Annotated in this window: 18 protein-coding genes; 2 read left to right on the forward strand and 16 right to left on the reverse strand. The window is 67.6% G+C overall.

Annotated features, from left to right (window positions below):
• Positions 1–73 precede the first annotated feature (73 nt).
• The 4 genes from BM150_RS11165 to BM150_RS11180 form a co-directional block, all read right to left on the reverse strand.
• Positions 74–1,051 carry a hypothetical protein gene (locus BM150_RS11165; protein WP_092926771.1) on the reverse strand — a complete coding sequence of 326 codons (978 nt, stop codon included), beginning with the start codon at positions 1,049–1,051 and terminating at the stop codon, positions 74–76.
• Between the two features lie 156 nt (positions 1,052–1,207).
• Positions 1,208–2,401 (reverse strand): SPFH domain-containing protein, encoded by a 1,194-nt coding sequence (locus BM150_RS11170; RefSeq protein ID WP_092926773.1) that lies wholly within the window; start codon positions 2,399–2,401, stop codon positions 1,208–1,210.
• 10 nt (positions 2,402–2,411) lie between these two features.
• Complete coding sequence (locus tag BM150_RS11175) at positions 2,412–2,852, reverse strand: NfeD family protein (RefSeq protein ID WP_092926776.1); 441 nt, start codon at positions 2,850–2,852, stop codon at positions 2,412–2,414.
• 87 nt (positions 2,853–2,939) lie between these two features.
• Positions 2,940–3,773, reverse strand: a complete 834-nt coding sequence (locus BM150_RS11180) for a DUF3097 domain-containing protein (protein ID WP_425427418.1) — start codon at positions 3,771–3,773, stop codon at positions 2,940–2,942.
• Between the two features lie 148 nt (positions 3,774–3,921).
• Between BM150_RS11180 and BM150_RS11185 the strand changes: the two genes are divergently transcribed.
• Positions 3,922–4,716, forward strand: a complete 795-nt coding sequence (locus BM150_RS11185) for a hypothetical protein (protein WP_092926778.1) — start codon at positions 3,922–3,924, stop codon at positions 4,714–4,716.
• Between the two features lie 112 nt (positions 4,717–4,828).
• Here BM150_RS11185 and BM150_RS11190 read toward each other — a convergent pair whose 3' ends face one another.
• The 3 genes from BM150_RS11190 to fabG form a co-directional block, all read right to left on the reverse strand.
• Positions 4,829–5,869, reverse strand: coding sequence for a ferrochelatase (locus tag BM150_RS11190; protein ID WP_092926781.1), 1,041 nt, complete (start codon positions 5,867–5,869; stop codon positions 4,829–4,831).
• Between the two features lie 102 nt (positions 5,870–5,971).
• Positions 5,972–6,739, reverse strand: coding sequence for an enoyl-ACP reductase FabI (gene fabI, locus BM150_RS11195; RefSeq protein ID WP_092926784.1), 768 nt, complete (start codon positions 6,737–6,739; stop codon positions 5,972–5,974).
• Positions 6,740–6,827: 88 nt separating this feature from the next.
• Entirely contained in the window at positions 6,828–7,532 is a 705-nt protein-coding gene (fabG, locus tag BM150_RS11200; protein ID WP_092926956.1) for a 3-oxoacyl-ACP reductase FabG, read from the reverse strand.
• Between the two features lie 309 nt (positions 7,533–7,841).
• Between fabG and BM150_RS11205 the strand changes: the two genes are divergently transcribed.
• Complete coding sequence (locus tag BM150_RS11205) at positions 7,842–10,742, forward strand: FAD-binding and (Fe-S)-binding domain-containing protein (protein WP_092926786.1); 2,901 nt, start codon at positions 7,842–7,844, stop codon at positions 10,740–10,742.
• A gap of 114 nt (positions 10,743–10,856) precedes the next feature.
• On the opposite strand, the gene BM150_RS11210 is transcribed toward BM150_RS11205, so the two are convergent.
• From BM150_RS11210 to gltB, 9 genes are all read right to left on the reverse strand, one after another.
• Positions 10,857–11,840 (reverse strand): VWA domain-containing protein, encoded by a 984-nt coding sequence (locus BM150_RS11210; RefSeq protein WP_092926788.1) that lies wholly within the window; start codon positions 11,838–11,840, stop codon positions 10,857–10,859.
• Positions 11,840–12,721: a DUF58 domain-containing protein gene (locus tag BM150_RS11215; protein ID WP_092926958.1), complete on the reverse strand. Its 882-nt coding sequence runs from the start codon at positions 12,719–12,721 to the stop codon at positions 11,840–11,842. The genes BM150_RS11210 and BM150_RS11215 overlap by 1 nt, the downstream gene beginning before the upstream one ends.
• 71 nt (positions 12,722–12,792) lie before the next feature.
• Positions 12,793–13,953, reverse strand: coding sequence for an AAA family ATPase (locus BM150_RS11220; RefSeq protein ID WP_092926790.1), 1,161 nt, complete (start codon positions 13,951–13,953; stop codon positions 12,793–12,795).
• 252 nt (positions 13,954–14,205) lie between these two features.
• Complete coding sequence (mobA, locus tag BM150_RS11225; RefSeq protein ID WP_092926792.1) at positions 14,206–14,787, reverse strand: molybdenum cofactor guanylyltransferase; 582 nt, start codon at positions 14,785–14,787, stop codon at positions 14,206–14,208.
• 149 nt (positions 14,788–14,936) lie between these two features.
• The gene (locus BM150_RS11230) at positions 14,937–15,860 is read right to left on the reverse strand and encodes a sulfite exporter TauE/SafE family protein (RefSeq protein ID WP_092926960.1); all 924 of its coding nucleotides are present in this window, start codon (positions 15,858–15,860) and stop codon (positions 14,937–14,939) included.
• A gap of 150 nt (positions 15,861–16,010) precedes the next feature.
• Positions 16,011–16,466, reverse strand: a complete 456-nt coding sequence (locus BM150_RS11235) for an RrF2 family transcriptional regulator (protein ID WP_092926962.1) — start codon at positions 16,464–16,466, stop codon at positions 16,011–16,013.
• Positions 16,467–16,799: 333 nt separating this feature from the next.
• Positions 16,800–17,939: a S1 family peptidase gene (locus tag BM150_RS11240; RefSeq protein ID WP_092926794.1), complete on the reverse strand. Its 1,140-nt coding sequence runs from the start codon at positions 17,937–17,939 to the stop codon at positions 16,800–16,802.
• A 519-nt stretch (positions 17,940–18,458) separates the two neighbouring features.
• Complete coding sequence (locus tag BM150_RS11245; RefSeq protein WP_092926796.1) at positions 18,459–19,910, reverse strand: glutamate synthase subunit beta; 1,452 nt, start codon at positions 19,908–19,910, stop codon at positions 18,459–18,461.
• A complete protein-coding gene (gltB, locus tag BM150_RS11250) occupies positions 19,903–24,474 on the reverse strand; it encodes a glutamate synthase large subunit (RefSeq protein WP_092926798.1) in 4,572 nt (1,523 codons plus the stop codon). The genes BM150_RS11245 and gltB overlap by 8 nt, the downstream gene beginning before the upstream one ends.
• Between the last annotated feature and the right edge of the window lie 368 nt (positions 24,475–24,842).

Below are 24,842 nucleotides of genomic sequence, written 5' to 3' on the forward strand. Positions count from 1 at the left end.
CGGAGAACGGTGCCATCGGCACGGCACGACCAAGCAGAACAACCTGGGGTGCCTCCGTGGGGGCGACACGCGGCTACTGCATGGCGGTGACGCAGGGATGCCTCCGGTCACGGCTACAGCAGTAGATCTGCAACGTGTAGCCACGTCCGATCCGAACCCCCGGGTGGCTCTCCCCGTCAGGAACTTCACCGAGTTCAGCGTTGTCCTCGACGGCACGCCAACTGGGGGTGAAATTCCCTCCTTCCATCATCAACAACGGTTCGACGTCGGACCCGCACTGTTCGCAGCCCAGTGGAATCGGATCGCGGAACGTCCACATCGATTCCCAACCGCCCACTTTCCAACCGGGCGGTATCGACAGGTCGTCGTCGTAATCCATGTGCCGTTCCTGCTCCCAGTGGCGGATACGTTCCGCGAGATTCTGCGGAATCAGGTGCAACGGCGGGAATTCGATGATCCGCTCCGGGTTGAGCACACACGGGTGAGGAACGAACTCTTCATCCACCACCAGGGCCGGTTCCGGAGGTTCCAGCAGCACATGCTCGATGTCGGCCGCACGGCGCCAGTACAACCACACGTTCGGGGTGTAGTCGTCCTCGTGGTCGAAAGGGCACCACAGCACCTGCAACAGATCGGCTCCCGGCGGACAGACCAGATCGGGGATCTCGGTGGCGTAAAGCTGCGCCACGGGCAGCAGCGGCATCGGGCTGAGCGCGTGCTCGGCTACCGGGACTCCTTCTTTCGAACGCCGCAGCGTTTCCAAGTCCTCGGCCGACAGCGGGGACGGCTCGCCGGTGACGAGTCCACGTGCGGCTCGGACCTCGTGCAACGAGGTCAGCTCGGGCGCGAAACCATACTTGTTGTGGTGACAGTCGTGACAGCGTGGCCACGGTTCCTCGACGGGCCACAGCAGTGGCCCACCGACCGAACTCCGCTCCACGGTGGGGTCACCCCGTCGGGGGTGGAGCCTGGTGGTGGTTCTGGTCATCCCGGCCAGTTCCGGAAACACCTCGGCCATGTTCACCGGGCGTGGTGGGGTGGTGCGTGCCATAACGGGTGGTGCTCCTCGTCGTCGGTGAGCATATCCCACCACGCACCACCGACGTCCTCGCCGCACCCACGGCTGCCCCGCTCCCGTCCGGGCGAGCACCGCACCGCGTACCGGCCCGGTCGACACGCCCACGCCGACCGGGCCGGGCGGTGGGACTCACCCGTCGGCGCGCTGCTGGGAGTTTCCCGCTCCCCCGAGGGCCTGCTGGTCCGCCGAGCCGCTGGCCCGTGGTGTGCTGCTCAGGTCGGTGGGAACTTCCTTGCGGGCCACCGCTTCGGCCGCGCGCACCGCCTCGGCCACCTCGGGGTTGGAGGCCATCTCGAACCAGGAGGACACCGACGGATCGTCCTGCTCCGGGGGCTCGCTGGGAACTTCCTGCTCGGGCGGTTCGTAGCGGAACACGCCCTCCTCGTCGGGGCTGCCGAGCATGCGGGCGAAGCCCTCCAGGGACTTGCTGAACTCGCTGGGCACCACCCAGACCTTGTTGGCGTCGCCCTGGGCCATCTCGGGCAGGGTCTGCAGATACTGGTAGGCCAGCATCTCGGGAGTGGGCTTGGCGCGTTTGACGGCGGCGAAGGTTTTCTCGATCGCCTTGGCCTCGCCCTGGGCGGTGAGGTACTTGCTGGCCCGCTCACCCTGCGAACGCAGAATGTTGGATTGGCGTTCACCTTCGGCGTTGAGGATCGCGGCCTGCTTGGACCCCTCCGCGGCCAGGATCTGCGACTGCTTCTGCCCCTCGGCCGTTTTGATGGCGGATTCGCGTTCACCTTCGGCGTTGAGGATCATCGCGCGCTTCTCCCGGTCGGCGCGCATCTGTTTTTCCATCGAGTCCTGGATCGACGGCGGCGGGTCGATCGCCTTGAGCTCAACCCGGGCGACCCTGATCCCCCAACGGCTGGTCTCGCTGTCCAACACCCCCCGCAGCTGGCTGTTGATCTGGTCCCGCGAGGTCAACGTCTCCTCCAGGCTCATACCACCGACCACGTTCCGCAGCGTGGTGGTGGTCAACTGCTCGACCCCCTCGATGTAGTTGGAGATCTCGTACACCGCCGAACGGGATTCGGTGACCTGGAAATACACCACGGTGTCGATGGACACTGTGAGGTTGTCCTGAGTGATCACCGACTGCGGTGGGAACGAAACCACCTGCTCCCGCAGATCGATCTTGGCGCGCACCCGGTCCAGGAACGGAAACAGCATGTTCAGTCCCGGGTGGGCCACGGTGCGGAACCGTCCCAGACGTTCGATGACAGCGCTGGTGGCCTGCGGCACGACCAGTACGGTCTTGGCCAGCAGCACGATCACCAGCAGTACGACCACCAGCAGCACAATCCACACGGCAGGATTCACATCCGCCTCCTCACGGTTCGGCCCACACCACGGCGACGGCCCCCGAAATCTCCATGACCATCACCGTGCGCCCCACATCCAGCACCTGTGTCTCGTCGAAAGAGCGCGCCGACCACACGTCCCCGCCGATGCGCACCCGGCCGTCGTGGGCATCCACCGCGGATTCCACGGTGGCACGTTTGCCGATGAGCGCATCCACGTTCGTGCGCGGTTCGATTCCCTCGGTCGTCTCACGCAGCAGTCTGCGTTTGACCGCCGGGCGCGCCAGGAACACCAGTCCGCCGGAGAGTGCGGCGAAGATCACCGCGTCCAGCCACAGCGGCGCACCCAGCGCCGCCGCTCCGGCGGTTCCCATCGCGGCGAGCCCGAGCATCAACAGCACGAACTCACCTGAAGTGGCTTCGGCGGCCACCAGGAGCACCCCGGCGATCAACCACACCAACGCGGCCATACACCCATGGTGACAGATCGACTTCTCTTCGTGACCGTTCAAGTCGTCCGCGAGGGGGTGCTGTCGGCGGGCGAAGCGGGTGGGCGGCTATTCCTCGGCGAGGGTGACGAAGTCGACGAGCCGTTCCACCGCCCCCAGCAGTGGGGCCCGCAGGTCCCGGAAGTCACCGACCGCGTCGAGGATCCTGCGCCAGCCCTCGGACGGATCCGTCCAGCCCAGTTCGCGGCACACCCCGGTCTTCCAGTCCTGCCGCCTGTCGATGTCCGGCCACTCGGTTATCCCCACCGTGGCCGGGCACACGGCCTGCCAGACGTCCACGTAAGGATGCCCGGTCACCAGCACGTCGTCGCCGCTGACGCGCTCGGCGATGCGGGTCTCCTTGCTGCCGGTGACGAAGTGGTCGACCAGCACTCCCAGCCTGCGCTCGGGGCCGGGTGAGAATTCGGTGACGTGGTGCTGCAGATCGTCCAGCCCGTGCAGCGGCTCGACCACCACACCGGCGACGCGAAGATCATGTCCCCACACCCGTTCGAGCAGTTCCGCGTCGTGCAGACCTTCGACCCAGATCCTGCTGGCACGGGCCGTGCGCGCCGGGGCGTCGGAAACCGCCACCGAACCGGAGGCCGAACGGCGCGACACCCGGCCAGCGGTGGAAGGGACGGGCACGAGCGTGACCGGTGTTCCCTCGTGGCGGAACCCTCCGGTTCGCATCGGAAAGGCACGTTGCCTGCCGTGACGGTTCTCGAGAATCACGTTGTGCTTGGTGAACTCGCCACGTTCCAGCCGCACGATCGCGCCGCAGAACTCACCGGCGGCGTCCTCGACGACTGTGCCGGGCTCGGCGGGCAGCTCGGGAGGGGAATCGCGTCGGCGCCGAGCGGTACCGGTGAGCACGTCGCGGCCGTAGTCGATCGAACGCACGACGATCAGCCTACCCGGCCACGGCCCCACGGTGACGGTGCCGGGCCGAGGTGCCGCTCGGTTCGCCGCGCTGTTCGGTTCGCGGGGAGCACGGCGGAGATCCCACCCGTTGGCGGCGATCACGGTCACATCGGTATCGTCAGTGGACATGCCATGTCCGAGCGCAACGATGGTGGTGTGGACGTCCGCGTGGCTGCACGGCGCGGCCGCGTCGGACGACGTGCTCGATGCCGCGCAGGCGTGGGCCGAGGTTCATCAGGTGTGGGCCGCCGACGAGGCCACGGCGGCACGGTTGGGACTTCCCGCTCCCGGCGTGAACGACGCGGGGTTGGCGCTGCTGCTTGCGGCGATACGCAAGGCCGGTGGTGATTCCGGCAGCCTGGCGTTACCGGTGGCGGGTGATGTTCGCGGTCTCGACGGGGCCTCGGAATTCGCGCGGCACGCGCTGCGGCGGGGCGAGGCCGCCGTGTTCCCGTGGGCGGGGCTGGGGCTGGTGCCGGAACGTGTCGCCGAAGGAGTGCTGCGCTGGACGGTTCACGAGGTGGGTGAGATCGCCCCCGCCGAGCACACTCCCGTGGGAGAGGCCGAGCACGGCATGTCCTCGGCCATGCGCGAGGCGGCCAGCACGCTGACCGAACTGGACGTCTCACGACGCCGCCCCGGCGTTCGTGGTGAGATCGCCGAAACAGTCTCGGCACGGCCACAGCCCTCGTGGCCGCAGGGGGTGCCGCAACGTTGCCTTCGCGTGCTGCAACGCAGCACGGAAGTGGAGGCGATCCTGCGGGTGGCCACCGACGACGCCCCGGGCGGGGCGATGTCCGCCTCGGCGGACAGAGCACGCGGTCAGGCACTCAACCCGCTGTTCGAATCGGTGCGCACCGCTCGTCGGGCAGCGGTGGACGAGATGGTGCGGGTGCTGCGCCAGCGGGCCGAGCGGCACTGACACCGCGGCGGACCGGTCGACGTGGTTTCCCGACCGGAACGGACGGAGTCACCCCGGACGGGAAACCACCGGTAAACACGGGCCGACCCGCAGCGCGGCGGCCGCTACGTGCTCAGCAACACCCCTGCGGCACGCACAACTCACCATTGACCCCACAGCCCGCCTTGACCAACGGGGACAACTTGCGGACCCGCTGGTCCTCGACGTGCTCGGAAACCAGTTCGGCGATCATCCGGGCGTAGCGCGGGTCGGTGCCGGCGGTCTCGGCACGAGCGAACCCCAACCCGAGTTCATCGGCCTTCTCCGCGGCCTCGTTGTCCAGGTCCCAGACGACCTCGAGATGATCGGAGACGAAACCGACCGGGCTGGTGACCACGGCGGGCACCCCCTTGGCGGGCAGCTGCTCCAGATGGTCACAGACGTCGGGCTCCAGCCACGGCACGCTCGGCGGCCCAGAACGGGACTGCCACACGAGATCGTAGCCGGTGACCCCCACGGCCTCGGCGACCAGGCGAGCGGCCTCCTGCACCTGCCGCGAGTACCACTGGGGACGACCGTCGGCACCGCTTCGCTCCTCCGCGCTCAGCGGGACCGAATGGGCGGTGAACACCAGACGGGCCTGCGCACGAACGTCTTCCGGCAACGCGGCGTAGGCCCGTGTCACCGCGTCGGCGTTGGCGGCCACGAACAGCGGGTGATCGTAGAACTGCCGGAGCTTGACCAGTTCGGGAGCCCGCCGCTCCCCCACGGCCGAACGGGCGCGTGCGATGTCCTCGTGGTACTGGCGGCACCCCGAATAGCCACCCCAGGCGGAGGTGGCGAACACCAGCGCACGCCGCACCCCGTCAGCGGCCATCCGCTCGACGGTGTCCTCGACCATCGGATGCCAGTTACGGTTGCCGAAGTACACCGGTAGGTTCAGACCACGCTCGGCGAGCTCACCCTCCAACGAGCCCATGATCTCGCGATTGAGACGGTTGATCGGCGACACTCCGCCGAAGTGGTGGTAATGCTCGGCCACCTCGTCGAGCCGTTCCGGGGGAACGTTGCGACCACGAGTCACGTTTTCCAGGAAAGGCCGTACCTCCTCATGTCCTTCCGGGCCACCGAAGGAAAGGTACAGCAGCGCGTCAACGTTATCCGAGCTGTTCACGCGACCATGATAGGCAGAGCCGACGTCTCGGCCGCACAGGCGGGGTGCGCGGCCGAGCCGGGTGTTCCACGCGCCGCGGGGAACGACGCGCACTCGGCAGCCTCAGGCCCCCAACGCGTGGAAACCACCATCGGTCATGATCATCGATCCCGTGGTCTTGGGCAGCCAGTCCGACAACACGGTGCACACGGTGCGCCCCACCGGCTCCGGATCCTCGACGTCCCACCCCAGCGGGGCACGCTCCCCCCAGGTGTCCTCCAACTGTTGGAAACCGGGGATCGACTTGGCGGCCATGGTCCGCACCGGACCGGCACTGACCAGGTTGACCCGAACACCGCGCGGCCCGAGCTCACGTGCCAGATACCGCGAGGTCGACTCCAGCGCCGCCTTCGCCACACCCATCCAGTCGTAGGCGGGCCAGGCCACCCGGGCATCGAAGTCCATCCCGACCACCGAAGAACCCTCACCCAACAACGGCAGGCACGCCCTGGTCAAGGAGTTCAGCGAGTACGCCGAGATCTGCAGCGTGTTGGACACGTCCTCCCAGGGAGCGGCCATGAAATCCGCACCCAGGCAGGATTCGGGAGCGTAACCGATCGAGTGCACCACACCGTCGAGACCGTCGACGTGCTCGGCGACCGAACCGGCCAGCCCCGCCAACTGCTCCTCGTTGGTGACATCGAGCTCGATCACCGGTGCCTTGTGCGGCAACCGGCCGGCGATGCGTTCCACCAGCTTGAGCCGACCGAAACCGGTCAGCACCACCTGCGCCCCCTGCTCCTGGGCGACCTTGGCGGTGTGAAACGCGATCGAGGAATCGGTGATCACTCCGGTGATCAGGATTCGCTTACCTTCCAGCAGTCCAGTCACTTGCCGTTTCCCTCTACTGATCGTTTTTTACTCGGTTCGGAAACCACACACGGACACCCCCGGCCCGGCGCGACGGGGCGAAAGGGCTTCAGTGCCCCATGCCGACCCCGCCGTCGACGGGGATGACCGCTCCGGTGACATAACCGGCGCTGTCCGAGGCCAACCACCGCACGGCACCCGCGATCTCGTCCGGCTCGGCGTAGCGCCCCAACGGCACCTGCTCCAGAATCTGCTTCCTGCGCTCCTCGGACAGCTCCTCGGTCATGTCGGTGGCCACGAACCCCGGCGTGACCACATTGGAGGTGATACCGCGGGAACCGAGCTCCCGCGCCAACGACCGGGCGAAACCGATCAGTCCGGCCTTGCTCGCCGCGTAGTTGGCCTGCCCCGGAGCACCGGACAGGGCGACCGTGGACGAGATGAAGATCATCCGGCCTTTCCGGTTACGCAGCATGCTGCTGGTCGCGCGCTTGGCCACCCGGTAGGCACCGGTGAGGTTGGCCTCCACGACCCGCTGGAACTGCTCCTCGCCCATCCGCAACAGCAGCCCGTCGTCGGTGATGCCCGCATTGGCCACCACTACCTCCACCCGGCCCTGGGCGGCCTCGACCTCGTCGAAAGCGGCCGTCACCTGGTCGGGATCGGTCACATCGCACCGCACGCCCAACATCCCCTCGGGCGCTCCCGACCCGCGATGGGTGATCGCCACGTTGTCGCCGGCAGCCTGAAAGGCCCTGGCTATGGCCAATCCGATACCCCGATTGCCGCCGGTGACCAACACGGACCGTGTCACTCCCACACTCCCTCCGAAAAACACTGTCAACCGCCGTTCGTCGTCCAGCGGCGTTGACCGGAACCGCCGCTGAGGCTATCGGCCCGGTGTGTGCGCACCGACATCGGATCGGGGCAGGCAGGACGACGAGAACGGCTCACCCCCGGTGGGGAGCACCACCGGGCCAGCCGAGCAACACTGCGGCGGAACAACCACGGCCGGACGGGTAACATCCCCCGGGAACAGCGTCGATCGAGACCACATCGGGCGGCAGCCGCTGACCGGCACGGCGACGGTGGCACACCGCCCCGCTCGGGAGGAGGCCTCGCGGTGAGCAGAACGGCCCCCACCGCCGCGGACGTCCCGGAATTCGCGTCCCCGCTGCGTTCCGCGATATCAGGGCAGGCCCGGTTCGATCCCGGCACCCGAGCCCTCTACGCCACCGACGCCTCCAACTACCGCCAGGTACCCGCCGGTGTGGTGTTTCCCCGGCAGGACTCCGATGTGGCCGCCACACTGGCCATCGCACGCGAGTACGGACTGTCGATCACCTCACGAGGCGCGGGAACCAGTATCGCGGGCAATGCCATGGGACCCGGACTGGTACTGGACTTCTCCCGACACATGAACCGGATCGAGCACCTCGACCCCGATCGCCGACTCGCACGGGTACAGCCGGGAGTCGTACTGGACACGCTCCGGCAGGCGGCACAACCGCACGGACTGACCTTCGGCCCCGACCCCTCCACGCACAGCCGCTGCACGCTCGGCGGCATGATCGGCAACAACTCCTGCGGCACACACTCGGTGGCCTGGGGCAAAACGGTCGACAACATCCGCGAACTGGACGTGCTGCTGTCCGACGGCACCCGACTGACCCTCGGAGCGACCCCACCGGACACACTGGACACACTGTGCGCACGGGGCGACCGCACCGGAAGACTGTACGGCGAACTGCGCCGACTGGCCGAGTACTACGAGCCGAACCTGCGCGCGGACATGCCCACACCACGCAGACGCGTCTCCGGCTACAACCTGGACCAGCTGCTGCCCGACAACGAATTCAACCTCGCGCGTGCCCTGGTCGGCTCGGAGGGGACCTGCGCCACCGTTCTGTCGGCCACCGTGGAACTGGTCGAGACTCCCGCCGCCCGCGCGATGGTGGTACTGGGATTCGACAACACCTACGACGCCGCCGACGAAGTCACCCACCTGCTCCACCGGGACACGCTGGCCATCGAGGGAATCAGCGGTGAACTCGTCGACGTCGTCGGTGACCGCAACCCCGACTCCCCCGCGCTGCCCCTGCTGCCCGCCGGGCGAAGCTGGCTACTGGTCGAAACCGGCGGAGCCGACCAGGACACGGCCCGACACACCGCCGAAACGATCGCGAACTCGTTCGGCGAACGCGCCACCACCGCGGTACACACCGCACCGGAACGGATGGCAGCACTGTGGAAGATCCGGGAAGAAGGCTCCGGATACGCCACCAGGATGGCCGACGGTTCGGAACGCTGGTCCGGCTGGGAGGACGCCGCGGTCCCCCCACACCGCCTCGGAACCTACCTGCGCGAGTTCGACGCCCTGCTGGATCACTTCGGGTACCACGGGGTCAACTACGGACACTACGGTGACGGGTGCATCCACGTGCGCATCGACTTCGACCTGATGTCACGTGCCGGAGCCGCCGAGTACCGAAATTTCCTGGAATCGGCCGCCGAACTGACCGCAGCCCACGGCGGCTCGCTGTCCGGCGAGCACGGCGACGGCCGGGCCCGCTCGGAATTGTTGTCCCGGATGTATCCCCAGCCGATCCTGGACGCCTTCGAACGGTTCAAAACCGCGTTCGATCCGGAAGGGCTGCACAACCCGGGCATTCTGACCCGACCGTCACCGGTGGACAGTGATCTGCGGCTGCTGGTCGCTCCCCCACGCATCCCCAGCAGAACCACGCTCGCCCTGGGATCCGACGACGGCGACCTGGCTCCCGCCACCCGCCGATGCGTGGGAATGGGCAAGTGCCTCAACTCCTCGGGCGGAGTGATGTGCCCGAGCTACCGGGCGACCCGGGACGAGAAGCACTCCACCCGCGGCCGAGCTCACCTGCTGTTCGAGATGCTCGCGGGCGAAACGGTGCGGGGCGGGTGGCGCTCCGAGGAGGTTCACGAGGCACTGGATCTGTGCCTGTCCTGCAAGGGATGCAAAACCGACTGCCCGGTCGGGGTGGACATGGCCTCCTACAAGGCCGAGTTCCTGCACCGGTACCACCACAACCGACCACGGCCCGCCGCGCACTACTCGATGGGTTTCCTGCCGCTGTGGCTACGCCTGGCGGCACACGCACCGTGGCTGGCCAACCGAATCACGCGAGGCCGGACCGCCCCCCTGCTCAAACGACTCGGCGGAATAGCCCCCGAGCGGGAGCTACCGAGCATCGCACCGCGGACACTGCGGCGACGGCACCGCGCGCGCGGAAACCACGACGGCGAGTCCGAAACGGTGGTGCTGTTCCCGGACACCTTCACCAACTACCTCGAACCCACCATCGGAAGCGACGCGATCGCCGGGCTACGACGCCTGGGATACCAGGTCGAACTCCCCACCGGCTCGATGTGCTGCGGCCTGACCTGGCACTCGACCGGCCAACTGGGCATCGCCCGCCGGGTGCTGCGACGCACCGCACGCAACCTGCGCCCGAAGCTGCGAACCGGAACCCCCCTGGTGGGACTGGAACCCAGCTGCACCGAGTTCCTGCGCAACGACGCGCTGGAACTGTGCCCCGACGACGAGGACGTGCGCACCGTGGCCGAGTCGACGACCACCTTCGCCGAGCAGGTCGCCCCGTCACGGCACCAATGGCGCCGTGAGACCACCGAGACGGCAGACGAGGCGCTGATGCAGGTGCACTGCCACCAATACGCGGAGTCGGGCGCCGAGGCGGACCGAGCCGTGCTGGAAGCCACCGGACTGCGCACCCGAGTACTGGACTCCGGCTGCTGCGGACTGGCGGGCAACTTCGGCTTCGAACGCGGCCACTACGACGTCTCGATGGCCTGCGCCGAGGACAGCCTGCTGCCGGAAGTACGCGCGGCGCACGACGACACGACGATCCTCGCCGACGGGTTCAGCTGCCGAACGCAGCTACGCCACGCCACCGAGGCCGAGCCCGTTCACCTGGCTACCCTGCTAGCCCGCACGCTGGGAGTCGCGACGGACGAACACGACCGGTGAACGGTCCGGACTCCTCCCACCCGGCACCGCTGCCACGCTCACGTCACGGCTGTCCGCTCGGACCCGAGAGAGGTGCGGAGCCGCCCGCGACGACGGCTCGGAACAACCACCGCTTCAGGGCAACCGCTGCCCCACCAGCAGTGCCACACCCGCCGCCACGATCGCGGCGAGCGTGCCGAGCACGAACCACGGTTTGCTCGCATCGGCCCGCTTGATCTCGTAACCGATCTGTTCCTGCAGCGTGTCGTAGACCTGCCGCAACTGTTCGGCACTGGCCGCCTTGTAGAAGTCACCACCGGAAAGATCGGCGATACGCCGCATCGCATCGTCGTCGACCTCCACCGGCTGCCGCTGCCCCTGGATCCGGATACTGCCGTGCTCGGTGCCGAACGAGATGGTGGAGATGGGCACCCCGGCCTGCTTGGCCGCCTTCGCCTGGGTGTAGGCCCCCCGCGGCGCGTCCAGCTCCCGCGGGATGGTCTGCCCACCGTCGGCCATCAGCACGATCCGGGCAGGCGGAGGTCCCTGCCCACCACCGAGCATTCGCCCGAAGGAATCGATGGCCGACAGGGAAGCCTTGATCCCCTCGCCGGTGGCAGTGGCCTCCGACAGCTGCAGACCGTCGATGGCCTGTTTGACGCTGGGCCGGTCGGTGGTGGGCATGACCATCACCGTGGCCGTACCCGCGAAGGAGACCAGACCGAGGTTGATTCCCGGAGTGAGCTTGTCGGCGAACTCCTTGGCAGCCTGCTTGGCAGCGCGCAACCGACTGGGGCTGACGTCCTGCGCCTTCATGGAAAGCGAGACGTCCATCGTCAGCAGCACGGTGGCACGGTTGCGCGGGATGCGCTGCTCCGACGTGGGACCGGCCAGCCCGATGGTCAGCAGGATCAGCGCCACACCGAGCAGCGCCATCGGCACGTGCTTGGGCCAGCCCTGGCGGCTGGGAGCGACGCGCTCCAGCAGCTCGAGATTGCTGAAGCGCATCGTGCTGCGCTTGCGCCTGCGCTGCGTCCACAAGTAGCCGACGACCAGAACCGCCACCAGGATCAGCAGCAGGAACCACGCGGGGTTGGTGAATCCGCTCAGACTGGGCATCAAACCACTCCCCCGGACCAGCCGCGTTTGCGGGCGACGACGAAGCGGACTATGTCGGCGATCCAGTCCGAGTCGGTGCGCAACACCAGGTGGGCCGCCCCTACCCGCCGCAGCTCCGCGGCGACCCGTTCCCGGTGGGCCGCGGCGGCCGCGGCGAACTCACGTCGTAACAATGGTGTGGTGGTCACCTCACGCTGTTTGCCGGTCTCGGGATCGCTCAACTGGACGGTGCCCACGCTCGGGAGCTCGACATCGCGCGGATCGACGACCTCGATCGCGAGCAGCGAGTGCCGGGCGGACAGCCCGCGCATCGCTCGTTGCCATTCGACCCGTCCGAGAAAGTCGGAGATCACCACGGCCAGACCCCGGCGACGTGGCGGTCTGCGCAGCGCCTCCACCAGCGAGGCCAGCTCTCCGGAGGCCCCTTCGGGCGGATGCGGCACTTCGGCGGTTCGGCGCAGCAACGCCCTGGCGTAGTCGCTGCCCCCTCTGGCGGGGATCCGGGTGAGTTCCTGCCCGTTGGAGACCACGGCACCGAGCCGGTTACCACCGCCCGCGGTCAGGTGTCCCACCGCGGCCAGCCCCGCTATCGCCAGCTCACGCTTGGTGCATCCGGCCGTTCCGAAGTCCAGGCTCGCGGACAGGTCCACGGCCGCCCAGGTCTCCAGTTCACGGTCGGCCACCGTCTCGCGGATGTGCGGTTCGGTGGTGCGGGCGGTCACGGCCCAGTCCATCCGCCGCACGTCGTCGCCGGGCTGGTACGTCCGTGCCTCGCCGGGCTCGGTCCCCGGCCCCGGCACGAGCCCCAGATGATTGCCCTGCAGCAGGCCGTCGAGCCTGCCGCGCACCGTCAGTTCCAGGGAGCGCAGTGCTTCCCGCATACGTCCGGCCTGCAACGCGGGTGGCGCCCATTCGGGGCGGTCACCGCTGGTCGACACGGCGAATCGACTCCTCACTGGTTGGTGATGCCGGGGGACGGCTGCTGGCCGTGGGCGGCTCCCGGCACGGCTGGAGCGCCCGCCTGCGGCGCACCGTTGTGCTGCCCGGCGTTCTGCTGGGGACGCGCCGATACCTGCGGCAGCGGGACGGTCTGCAGCACCCGGTTGACGACGTGGTCCACGGGCACCCCGTCGGCCACCGCGTCGTAGGAGAGCACGATGCGGTGGCGGAACACGTCCGGGACCACGTCGACGACGTCCTGCGGCAGGACGTAGTCGCGGCCGCGCAGCAGGGCGAGCGCGCGGGCACCACCGACGACACCGAGGGTGGCGCGTGGTGAGGCACCGTAGGAGACCCAGCCCGCGATGTCGGACAGCCCGTGTTCGTTGGGCGAGCGGGTGGCCAGCACCAGACGGACGACGTAGTCGACCAGCGCGTGGTGCACGAACACGTTGGAGGCCACCTGCTGCAACCGGGAGAGCTCACCGGGTTCGAGCACGGCCTGCGGTTCCGGTGGGGAGACCCCCATCCGGTAGACGATCTCGCGTTCCTCCTCGGCCGTGGGGTACTCCACCAGCAGTTTGAACAGGAAACGGTCCCGCTGCGCCTCGGGCAGCGGATACACACCCTCGTTCTCGATGGGGTTCTGCGTGGCGAGCACCTGGAAGGGTTGCGGCGTGGGATAGCTGTGCCCACCCAGCGAGACGTGCTGCTCGGCCATGACCTCCAGCAGGGCCGACTGGATCTTGGCAGGGGCGCGGTTGACCTCGTCCGCCAGCACGAAGTTGGCCATGATGGGACCGAGTTCGACGTCGAACCGCTCGCTGCCCTGACGGTAGATCCTGGTTCCCAGCAGATCGGCGGGCACGAGGTCCGGGGTGAACTGCAGGCGGGAGAAGCTGCCCCCCACCACCGTGGAGAAGGTCTCCACGGCCAGTGTCTTGGCGACGCCCGGGATGCCCTCGAGCAGGATGTGTCCCCCCGCCAGCAGCCCCACCAGGATGCGCTCCACGAGTCGGTCCTGGCCGACGATCACACGTTTGACCTCGAAGACGGTGCGTTCGAGCAGTTGTGCGTCCCTGGCGGGCGTACTGGTGTGATCCGGCGAGTGGGCCGGCCCGGCCGCCCCTGTGCCCGCGCCATTGCCGTTACCGCCCTGACCCGGATCGGTCACTGGGAAACCTCCAACTGAGTGCTCGGCACCCCGTGGGGCGCGGATACCACCACAGGGTGATCGCTGTTGTTGCCGATATTGGCACGTGACCGTACTGATCACGCGTCGGGGCGCGTTGTCGCTGTCATTTCACCTTGTTGGGCGTATGCGTGTTGTTAAGTTTAATTTCATTCAACACTGAAAATACAGAAATAGTAAACATATTGCGTTGCCACCGCCCTCGACGGGAACCACGGAAGATCGCCCGAGTGTTCAGTGCGCTCGACGCAACGTACGAGCCAGGTCCTCGGGAGTGTCCACGTCGATGGTCTCCGCCTGCTCGGCGGGCACGAACAGCGGGTGCAACGGGGACAGCACACCGCGCAGCGCGACCCCGTGCGGCTGTTCGGGCAAGGCCCGCCCCAGCGCGACCGCCCGCCAGACCCCGACCAACCACTGCGGCCGGTCGTCCGTGTCGACCAGCACCGCTCCCCCGCTGTCCGGAGCACGGCGCAGCGCGGCCAACAGCCGCGAGAGCGTGTCGCGGCTCAGCCAGGGGTGATCGGCGGCGAGCACGGCGACCAGTGAGACGCACGGGGGCAGCGCGGCCAGCCCCGCCGACAGGGCCGCCACCGGCCCCCCTCCGGGCGGCGCCTCCCTGGTCCAGCGGACCGGGCGGCCGGTCGACCGCCGGGGCCCCACCGCCACGATCGGTTCCGCGTCGGAAACCGCATCCAGGGTGCGGTCCAGCAGGGAAAGCCCGGAAAGTCGGATGGCGGGCTTGTCCCGGCCCCCCAGCCTGCTGCCGCGTCCTCCCGCCAGCACGATCCCGGCGAATCCACTCGTCGAGGCCATACGAGCAGACTACGTGCCGCGGACCGCGGACATCGACGAATCGTTCGCCGGGGCATCGGGCAGGCAGGGGCGACACCGCGGTGCCGAACTCCACTCGAAGTCGTGCGGCACCGAACCCGGACTCGTCGGGGTCGGGTGTGTCGCCACGATCAGCTCGTCTCGTAGGCGTAGCCGTACTCGTTCGCCTCGGCGGCGCGCAGTCGCGCCGAACGGCGCTGCAGGATCTCGCTCCGAATCGCCCAGACCAGCCCCGACAGCCAGACCAACCCCAGCACTGTGGTGAGCAGCACGCCGGGAACCTGGGGCACACCCACGGTGTCGAGCAACAGGCGCGAATTGCTGAACACGATGAGCCCACCGGCTCCCACACCCAGCACGCGGACCGGCAGGATCCGAACGAGCCAAGCGGCCAGCGGAGCGGCGACCACACCGCCGATGAGCAGCCCGAGAGTCACCGGCCACTTCCAAGCCGAACCGCCGTTGTGCAGCAAGAACCCGGTGGTCGCCCCCAGGGAGACGATCAGTTCGCTGGTGTTGACCGTGCCGACGGTACGCCTGGGCAGGATCCGCCCCGTGCTGAGCAGTGTCGAAGTGGTGACCGGTCCCCAGCCACCCCCACCGACGGAGTCGACGAATCCACCGACCGCGCCGAGTGGAATCAACCACCGCCGCCCGGCGGCGGTGAGACCGCTGGAGCGCACCGGGGTGGACCACGCCGAGAAGCGCAGTACGACGTAACTCCCGAGCACCACCAGCAGCAGCGCCATCCAACCGCGGGCCGATCCGGCCGCCACCGAGGACAGGGCCGAGGCGCCGAGGAAGCCGCCGAGCCCACCGGGCAGCGCGAGCCAGCCGACCATGCGCCAGTCGACGTTGCGCATCCGCCAGTGCGCCGCACCGGAGACGACAGCTGTCCCGATCTTGGCCAGGTGCACCGACGCCGAAGCCATCACAGGCGCGGTGCCCACGGCCAACAGGCCGGTTGTGGCCGTCACGCCGAATCCCATCCCCAGCGAGCCGTCGACCAGCTGGGCGAGAAATCCGGCCACCGCCACGAGCAACAGAGTGGGCACCAATGCCTCCAGACCGTTTCCGCTCGCGTCCGAAGCGCCGAGCGGCTTTTCCAACTAAGTTGATAAAAACGGTACACTTTCCAACGGACCGGTCAACACGCTCCCAGCGTTCGGGACGACACCGTTCGGAACGGCACCCCGTGAGTACGTTCAGCGCGACTCCCATACCCCTGTTTCACTGGTGCGCGCCGCGACGTCCGATGGAAGCTCGCCGGAGACGAGTTGGGCTATGGTGACATTCTCGAGCACCTCTCGCAGGCTGCTGCGCACCGCGATCCAGACCCACTGCAGCACGGCGACCGAAGGATCGTACTGCACGTCCTCGGCTCGTTGGCCGTGTATGCTGACCAGTGGGCCGTCGGTGGCGCGAATCACATCGGCTATCGAGACAGTGCTCGGGTCCCGGGCCAGCACCCAGCCACCGGCCTGTCCCCGCCTGCTGGCTACGAAACCGGCACGCCGCAGGTCACTGAGCACGGCCTGCAGGAAGTTTCGTGGGATGTCCTGAGCGAGGGCGACGTCCTCGGCACTGACCGGCCCTTCCTGTGCACGGGCTATCTCAACCAGCGCGCGCAACGCGTAGTCCACCTTGGCCGAAATCCGCATGGCTCGATTGTTCATCACATCCGGCTGGAACAGTGCCCCAGCCCTTCGACCGACGTCTCCTCGGGGACTTCGGTCGCACCGCCCCCCGCGTGAAACGGGGATCCGGAATCGCGAGCAGCGGCTGTTTCGGAAACGACTCGCACGAGAGGTGGCGGGGGCGACCACTCCCCTAGCCGGTGCGGGGGCTCGCCGGCGGGGCCGGCCGTTAGGACGAGAGCGCGGGAGCCGGGCTCGCACGGCTTTCGGGGCCGCCCGCGCATGCGGACGGCCCCGAAGCTCGTGACGCGGACCGGAATGGCCGTCACGGTGAACCCAGAGGGTTCAACCGTGGGTTCAGCCGGTCACCAGGCTCACGCCGTAGGCGTTGAGGGCCTCGTTGACGGGCTGGAAGTAGGTGGTGCCACCCGAGGTGCAGTCACCCGAACCACCCGAGGTCATGCCCTGGGCCTGGCTACCGGAGATGAAGGAACCACCGGAGTCACCGGGCTCGGCGCAGACATCGGTGCGGGTCAGACCGTAAACGGTACCGCTGGGGTAGCTGACCGTCTGGTTCTTGGCCTGGATGGTGCCACAGTGCCAGCCCGTGGTCTGGCCGGAACGGCACACCGAGGAGCCGACCGCCGCCTCCTGCGAACCGCTCACGATGCTGGCGTAGCCGTTGTACTGATCGACCCAGGGGCGCAGCGTGTCGTCGGAGCCGGTCCGCACGTACGAGTAGTCGTTGCCGGGGAAGGAGGAACCGGCGAACGTACCACTGGGGCTACCGGTGCTGTCGCCCGTGCTGCCGCAGTGACCCGCCGAGACGAATCCACCGGAGACGGAGAATCCGACCGAGCAGATCGTGGAACCGTTGATGGTGTAGCGCTGTCCACCGATCACGTCGGCGTAGGTGCGCGGCTGCTCGGCGGACTCGACCACGCTCACCGAGTCGCTGTCCACACCGGTGGAAGCGACGAATTCAGCCGCGCGGTCGGCGGTGCCTTTCTCCGTGGTCAACACCACGGAGTTGCTGGTCGTGTCGACGTACCAACCGGTGACCGATTTCGGAGCCCGCTTCGCGTTCCGATTCAGCGTGGTGTTGGCGGCACGCAGTTGTGCCTTGCTGTCGTCCACGAGCCTGGGAACGGCGTCCTCGGCCCGCACCCTGTCGAATTCGGAACGGTCGGTGACACCCACGACCAGCTTCCCGAGGTCGGCGTCGTAGTGGAATCCGCCGAAACTGCTGCCGAGCTTGTCGGCCATACCGTCGGCGGCCTGCCGCGCCACGGCTTCGGCATCGAGCCGTTGTTCGGCCTGCGCGTGACTCAGGCCGAGGTCACGCTGCATAGCCTGCATCATCGTGCTCGCGTGTCGTGGACTCGGATCCTCGGAAACCTTGGCGCTGTCCGCTGTGGCCGGTGCGGTCATGGCGGTCAGCGTTCCCGCCGCGAGAATCGCGGACGCCGCGATTCGGCCGGGCATTTTCCGCTGCATCTGTGATCTCCCTCTACGCGAAAACGGTTTTGTCTTCGGTGGCAGGGAAGTTTCCGAGGAACACGATTCAGCGACAATACTGCGTTTGCAGCAGCGCTCGGCAATCGGAGTACATGCCACCGGAACACGCTCCGTATAAAATACGCCCAGGAGGCGATCACGCCTTGGCGAATAATCGACGCGTGACCGGCGGCGGCATTGACAGCACCCTCCGCCCGTCTTAGGATTCACGACTCGCTTTTTGCGGCATAAACGTTTTGACCGGCGATTTCATCGTTGAAAACGGAACAACGAGTCCCCGATGCCACATCGAACGACCGGTTCACGTTGTGTATCCGAGAAAGCGCGACGGCATTCCGCCCCACGGAACCGAACGTGTAAAACGGGAATGAAAAAGTATGATCAAATCATCGTGGGGCTGCGCCGAACGAGTGAGGCGAAGTGGGGCTCGCACAGCACCGCCCGGGAGCCGCGCGAGCCGAGTGGGGCTGCCCGACGTGGACAGCCCCACTTCAGGTGTCATGTCAACGGACGGTCATTGGGTCCGATCGGAGCGGGAAGCGCGTCGCGCCCCATCAGGTAACGATCCACACCGGCCGCGGCGGAACGGCCCTCCGAGATGGCCCAGACGATCAGCGACTGACCGCGTCCCATGTCACCGGCACTGAACACGCCGTCAACACTGGTCATGAAGGAACGGTCCCGCGCGACGTTGCCACGGGCGTCGAGCTCGACCCCGAGCTCGTCGAGCATGCCGGCACGTTCCGGACCGACGAAACCCATCGCCAACAGCACCAGCTCGCACGGCAACTCCTGCTCGGTGCCCTCGACCGGGACGAACTTGCCGTCCTCCTTGCGAACCTCGACCAGTCGCAACGCGCGCAGGTTGCCGTCCTCGTCACCGAGGAATTCCTGGGTGTTGACCGAGAACAGGCGTTGACCACCCTCCTCGTGTGCCGAGGAGACCCGGTAGAGCATCGGGTAGGTGGGCCAGGGCTGGTTCTCCGGCCGCTCGTTGGGCGGGGTCGGCATGATCTCCAGCTGGGTCACCGACGCCGCACCCTGACGATGCGCCGTTCCCAGGCAGTCGGCACCGGTGTCACCACCACCGATGATGACCACGTTCTTGCCGGCCGCGCTGATGGACGACTGCGACAGGTCACCCTGCTGCACCCGGTTGGCGGGCGGCAGGTACTCCATCGCCTGGTGGATGCCGCTCAGCTCCCTGCCGGTGATGGGCAGGTCACGGGACACCGTGGAACCGCCCGCCATAACCACGGCGTCGTGCTCGGAACGCAGCTGCTCCACGGTGAGATCCACCCCGACATCGACACCGGTACGGAACTCGGTGCCTTCCTGCCGCATCTGGTCGAGCCTGCGGTCGAGCCGGAACTTCTCCATCTTGAACTCGGGAATGCCGTAACGCAGCAGCCCGCCGATACGGTCGGCGCGCTCGTAGACGATCACCCGGTGCCCGGCACGCGTGAGCTGCTGCGCCGCGGCCAGCCCGGCCGGACCGGAACCGACCACGGCCACGGTGCGGCCGGTCGCGGCCGCAGGCTGCTCCGGCCGCACCCAGCCCTCTTCCCAGGCCCGATCGATGATCTCGATCTCGACCTGCTTGATGCTCACCGCATCCGAGTTGATTCCCAGCACGCAGGCCGCCTCGCACGGAGCCGGACACAGCGTGCCGGTGAACTCGGGGAAGTTGTTGGTCGCGTGCAGCCGTTCGATGGCGCCGTGCCAGTCCTCCCGCCAGACCAGGTCGTTCCACTCCGGGATGAGATTTCCCAGCGGGCAGCCCTGGTGGCAGAAGGGGATGCCGCAGTCCATGCAGCGGCCCGCCTGCTGCTCCAACTGCTGATTGGAGAACTCCTCGTAGACCTCACGCCAATCCTTGAGCCGGATGTCGACCGGCCGACGCCGCGGCGTCTCGCGCGGCGTGGTCAGAAAGCCCTTCGGGTCAGCCATGAGCGGCCTCCATGATCGCCTCGTTGACGTCGCGGCCGTCGCGTTCGGCATCGGCCTTGGCATTGAGAACGCGCTTGAAGTCCTTCGGCATCACCTTGCCGAACCGTGCCGCGGCGGCGTCCCAGTCGACGAGCAGATCGCGGGCCACGGTGGATCCGGTTTCGTGGTGGTGCTTCTCGATCAGCTCGTACAGTTCGCCGCGATCGTCGGAATCCAGCGGGTCCAGATCGACCATCTCGTGGTTGATCCGGTCGGAGCGCGGATCGAGCACGTAGGCGATACCACCGGACATACCGGCCGCGAAGTTGCGTCCCGTACCACCGAGCACCACGATCCGGCCACCGGTCATGTACTCGCACCCGTGGTCGCCGACACCTTCCACGACCGCCAGCGCTCCGGAGTTTCGCACCCCGAAACGTTCACCGACGACACCGCGCACGAACATCTCGCCGCCGGTGGCGCCGTAGAGCAGCACGTTGCCCGCGATCACGTTGTCCTCCGCGGCGAAGGCCGCGTCGTCCTGGGGACGCAGCACGATCCGGCCGCCGGAAAGCCCCTTGCCGACGTAGTCGTTGGAGTCGCCGTTGAGCCGCAGGGTGATACCACGCGGCAGGAAGGCCCCGAAGGACTGTCCCGCCGACCCGGTGAACGTGACGTGGATGGTGTCGTCCGCCAGTCCCGCACCGCCCCAGTTACGGGTGAGTTCGGAGCCCAGCATGGTGCCGACCGAGCGGTTGACGTTGCGCACCGGCAGCTCCAGCCGCAGCGGAGTACCTTCGGACAGCGCACCCTCGCTGAGCTGAATCAGGGTGTTGTCCAGGGCCTTTTCCAGGCCGTGCTCCTGCTTGCCCGTGCAGTGCCTTGCCGCGCCCTCGGCGACCTCCGGCACGTGCAGGATCGGCGAGAGATCGATGCCCTCGGTCTTCCAGTGCCGGGCGGCCGGATCGGTGTCGAGCATCTCGGTGTGGCCGATCGCCTCCTCGATGGAACGGAAACCCAGCGCGGCCAGGTGCTCCCGTACTTCCTGGGCGATGAACTCGAAGAAGTTGACGATGTAGTCGGCCCGGCCGTCGAACTTGGCACGCAGTTCCGGATTCTGGGTGGCCACACCCACCGGGCAGGTGTCCAGGTGACACACCCGCATCATGACGCAGCCGGAAACCACGAGCGGAGCCGTGGCGAAGCCGAACTCCTCGGCGCCGAGCAGCGCGGCGAGGACCACGTCACGGCCGGTCTTGAGCTGACCGTCGGTCTGCACCACGATCCGGTCGCGCAGCCCGTTGGCCAGCAGCGTCTGCTGGGTCTCGGCCAGCCCGAGCTCCCACGGCGCCCCGGCGTGCTTGATGGAGGACAACGGGGAGGCGCCGGTACCACCGTCGTGGCCGGAGATGAGCACCACGTCGGCGTGCGCCTTGCTCACTCCCGCGGCGACCGTGCCGACACCGACCTCCGAGACCAGCTTGACGTGCACCCGAGCCCGCGGGTTCGCGTTCTTGAGGTCGTAGATCAGCTGGGCGATGTCCTCGATGGAGTAGATGTCGTGGTGCGGCGGCGGCGAGATCAGCCCCACCCCGGGAGTCGAGTGCCGGGTGCCCGCGATCCAGGGATAGACCTTGTGCCCGGGCAGCTGGCCACCCTCGCCCGGCTTGGCGCCCTGGGCGATCTTGATCTGGATGTCGTCGGAGTTGACCAGGTATTCGCTGGTGACCCCGAACCGACCACTCGCGGCCTGTTTGATGGCCGAACGACGCCAGTCCCCGTCGGTGTCCACGGTGAACCGATCGGCGTCCTCACCGCCCTCACCGGTGTTGGACTTGGCACCGAGCCGGTTCATCGCCACCGCGAGAACCTCGTGCATCTCCTTGGAGATCGAACCGTAGGAGATCCCACCGGTCGCGAACCGTTTGACGATCTCGGAGACCGGTTCGACCTCGTCGATGTCGACCGGCTCGCGCTCGCCCTCGCGGAACTTGAGCAGCCCGCGCAGCGTCATCAGCCGCTCGGACTGTTCGTCGACGTGGTTGGTGTACTCCTTGAAGATGTCGTACTGGCCGCTGCGGGTGGAGTGCTGCAGCTTGAACACCGTGTGGGGGTTGAACAGGTGCGGATCGCCCTCACGGCGCCACTGGTACTCCCCGCCCACGGCGAGCTCGCGGTGGTGAGCCTTGAGCCCGTCGGTGGGGAAGGTCCTGCGGTGCCGCTGACCGATCTCGGTGGCCAGGGTGTCGAAGTCGATACCGCCGAGCCGCGAGGTGGTGCCGGTGAAGCAGCGGTCGACGATCTCCTCACCGAGTCCGATGGCCTCGAAGATCTGGGCTCCGGTGTAGGAGGCGACCGTGGAGATCCCGATCTTGGACATGGTCTTGCGCAGTCCCTTGCCAAGAGCCTTGATCAGGTTCTTGGTGGCCTGCTTGGCATCCACCCCGGAGAGTTCGCCGCGCGCCACGAGATCCTCGACGCTGGCCATGGCCAGATAAGGGTTGACCGCCGCGGCACCGTAGCCGACCAGCAGGGCCACGTGGTGCACCTCGCGGACGTCACCGGCCTCGACGACCAGCCCGACGTGGGTGCGGCTCTTCTCCCGGACGAGGTGGTGGTGCACCGCCCCGGTCAGCAGCAGCGAGGGGATCGCCGCGTACTCGGCGTCGGCGCCGCGATCGGAGAGCACGATGATGCGCGCCCCGTCGGCCACCGCCTCGGAGACCTCACGGCAGATCTCGTCCAACCGCTGCCGGAGCGCCTGACCTCCCCCGGCGGCGCGGTAGACCATGTGAATGGTCACCGAGCGCAGTTCGGGACGGTCACCGTCGTCGTTGATGTGGATCAGCTTCGCGAGCTCGTCGTTGTCCAGCACCGGGAACGGCAGCACCAGCTGGTGACAGGCCTGCGGGTCGGTGTCCAGCAGGTTGTGCTCGGGGCCGACGTGGGTGTTCAGCGAGGTGACCAGTTCCTCGCGGATGGCGTCCAGCGGCGGGTTGGTGACCTGGGCGAAGAGCTGGGTGAAGTAGTCGAACAGCTGGCGCGGCCGCTCGGAGAGCGGAGCGAGCGGCACGTCGTTGCCCATGGAGCCGACGGGTTCGGCGCCGCCGGAGGCCATGGGCTTGAGCAGCGTGTCGACTTCTTCCTCGGTGTATCCGAACAACTGCTGGCGCTGCACCAACGAGGAGTGCGGCGGGACCTCGCGGGAGCGGGTGGGCAGGTCCTCGAGGTGGACGATCCCGTCGTCCAGCCACTGCCGGTAGGGGTGCTGCGCGGCGAGTTCGCCCTTGATCTCCTCGTCCTCGACGATGCGCCCCCGCTCGGTGTCGAGCAGGAACATCTTGCCCGGCTGCAGCCTGCCCTTGCGCGCCACCCGCTGCGGCTCGATGTCGAGCACACCGGTCTCGCTGGCCAGCACGAGCATGTTGTCGTGGGTGACCCAGTAGCGGCCGGGCCGCAGCCCGTTGCGGTCGAGCACCGCCCCCACCTGGGCACCGTCGGTGAAGGTCACCAGAGCGGGACCGTCCCACGGTTCCATGAGGTTGTTGTGGAACTCGTAGAAGGCGCGGCGCTGGGGATCCATCTCGGTGTGGTTCTCCCACGCCTCGGGGATCATCATCAGCACGGCGTGCGGCAACGAGCGCCCACCGAGGTGCAGCAGTTCCAGCACCTCGTCGAAGGTGGCCGAGTCGCTGGCGTCGGGCGTGGCGACCGGGTAGAGCCGCGAGAGATCGCCCGGGATCAGGTCCGTGTCGAGCATGCTCTCGCGGGTGCGCATCCAGTTGCGGTTGCCGCGCATGGTGTTGATCTCACCGTTGTGCGCGATGTAGCGGTACGGATGCGCCAGGGGCCACGAGGGGAAGGTGTTCGTGGAGAACCTCGAGTGCACCAGGCCGATGGCGCTGCTGAACCGCTCGTCGGTGAGATCGATGAAGAACGCGTCGAGCTGCGTCTCGGTCAGCATCCCCTTGTAGACGAGAGTACGGGCCGACAGGCTCGGGAAGTACACGTCGGTGTCGTGCTCGGCGCGTTTGCGCAGGCAGAACGCACGGCGTTCCAGCCGCATGACGGGATCCTGCCCGTCCGCGGCGGAGTCGTCGGACTCGGCGACGAACAGTTGGCGGAACCTGGGCATCACTCCCCGGGCCAACGAACCGGCACAACCGGGATCGACCGGCAGCGTCCGCCAGCCGAGTACCTCGAGCCCTTCTTCCGCCGCGATCCGCTCGATCGCGGCCACCGCCTGCTCGCAGTCCGCTTCGTCGTCCGGAAGAAAGGCATTACCCACCGCGTAGCCACCGGCGGCGGGAAGTTCGAACGGAACCACCTCGCGCAAGAACGCGTCCGGCACCTGAGTCAGGATTCCCACCCCGTCACCGGTGTCCGGATCGGCGCCTTTCGCGCCCCGGTGTTCCATGTTGCGCAGCGCGGTCAGCGCGTTCCGCACAATCGCGTGATCCTTGCGGCCGGCCATATCGGCGACGAGCGCCACACCGCACGCGTCGTGATCATTGGCAGGGTCGTAGAGACCCTCGACGTCGGCGCCCCGTTGCGTCCGACCTCTCGCATTCTGGGAAACCGGCATTCGGATCCTCCCGTCGTCAGGCAACGACCTCAGCCACGCGAACAGTGGGGACGAGATCGTAGAAACCTCTCCGGAGCTGACAAGAAGGATGCGCCGTTGCACTCTTGGTCAGTTTGCGGAACTATACAGATTTCCGAGTTGCACGACTACGAGTAAGTAACACGTGTTACACCCGTAGGTCCTGTTCCCGGACTCTGGGACAACATGATCGCGAAACGTAGCGGCGCACACACTTCGAGCACCGGACAACGGGGTCGCCGCCGAACCGAACCGATCTCGGAAGAGCCACTACGGGGATCGCCCGCCTTCACGATGTTGTGCTTTCACCACGATACCCGGCGACGTCCATATGGCCGATTTTATTTCAT

The sequence above is a fragment of the Actinopolyspora alba genome, assembly GCF_900112765.1.
In the GTDB taxonomy this organism is placed as follows: Bacteria; Actinomycetota; Actinomycetes; order Mycobacteriales; family Pseudonocardiaceae; genus Actinopolyspora; species Actinopolyspora alba.

Excerpts from the sequence above, each read along its gene's own strand:
- BM150_RS11165 (WP_092926771.1), bottom strand. The coding sequence starts at position 1,051 with ATGGCACGCACCACCCCACCACGCCCGGTGAACATGGCCGAGGTGTTT.
- BM150_RS11175 (WP_092926776.1), bottom strand. The coding sequence starts at position 2,852 with ATGGCCGCGTTGGTGTGGTTGATCGCCGGGGTGCTCCTGGTGGCCGCC.
- BM150_RS11185 (WP_092926778.1), top strand. The coding sequence starts at position 3,922 with ATGCCATGTCCGAGCGCAACGATGGTGGTGTGGACGTCCGCGTGGCTG.
- BM150_RS11210 (WP_092926788.1), bottom strand. The coding sequence starts at position 11,840 with ATGCCCAGTCTGAGCGGATTCACCAACCCCGCGTGGTTCCTGCTGCTG.
- BM150_RS11215 (WP_092926958.1), bottom strand. The coding sequence starts at position 12,721 with ATGCGGGAAGCACTGCGCTCCCTGGAACTGACGGTGCGCGGCAGGCTC.
- mobA (WP_092926792.1), bottom strand. The coding sequence starts at position 14,787 with ATGGCCTCGACGAGTGGATTCGCCGGGATCGTGCTGGCGGGAGGACGC.
- BM150_RS11235 (WP_092926962.1), bottom strand. The coding sequence starts at position 16,466 with ATGCGGATTTCGGCCAAGGTGGACTACGCGTTGCGCGCGCTGGTTGAG.
- BM150_RS11240 (WP_092926794.1), bottom strand. The coding sequence starts at position 17,939 with ATGCAGCGGAAAATGCCCGGCCGAATCGCGGCGTCCGCGATTCTCGCG.
- BM150_RS11245 (WP_092926796.1), bottom strand. The coding sequence starts at position 19,910 with ATGGCTGACCCGAAGGGCTTTCTGACCACGCCGCGCGAGACGCCGCGG.
- gltB (WP_092926798.1), bottom strand. The coding sequence starts at position 24,474 with ATGCCGGTTTCCCAGAATGCGAGAGGTCGGACGCAACGGGGCGCCGAC.